The sequence below is a fragment of the Arthrobacter sp. 4R501 genome (genome assembly GCF_002929755.1).
GTDB lineage: Bacteria > Actinomycetota > Actinomycetes > Actinomycetales > Micrococcaceae > Arthrobacter.
Genome location: NZ_PJIW01000070.1, coordinates 1 through 562, shown reverse-complemented (window position 1 = coordinate 562; position 562 = coordinate 1). Strand labels below are relative to the sequence as shown.

Here is a 562-nt window from a genome sequence, read left to right as displayed (position 1 = left end):
GGTTTCCTCGCAGATGATCCTCGCGTGGGCCCAGGAGATCGTCCCGGCCTGCAACGCTCCCAGGGTCAGAGGCAGCGCCGTCGTGAGGGCCTGGCAGTCGGCCAGGAGCGCCCGGGAGGTCCGTTCGCTGACAGTCAGGACACAGGCGACCTCCGCGGTCAAAGCCATGTCCTGCATGGTGCGTTCCTGCGGGGACGCGGCAGGGGATGCCAGGGCCCGGGTGGCCTGGACGTAGTCCGCGGCCAGCCGCACTTTCAGCGCCGCGGTCCGGGCCTCCAGCCGGGCCACGTCCGCGAGGGCGTCCAGGCAATCATCGGCCAGATCCCGCACCGGATCGCCGACCCCCAGAGTGTCGGCGTCTGGCAGTGAATCGGCGCCGTGCGGATCAGCATGGTCCGCGCCGGCGCCAATGAAAGCAGCCAGCACGGCAGCGGACGCGGCGACATCCGCCACCGCCGCCCTGCTCTCAGCACTCCACGCTGTCCTGCTTTCCATACCTCAAGTACATCAGGGAGCACCGACAACAACGATCACATCGGCTGCTCTACTGCTTGACGCTGGA

1 pseudogene is annotated in these 562 nt (G+C 68.5%); it reads right to left on the bottom strand.

The window, feature by feature from the left end:
* Positions 1–495, bottom strand: a pseudogene (locus CXR02_RS21925) (endonuclease); the annotation flags it as partial.
* Positions 496–562 lie beyond the last annotated feature (67 nt).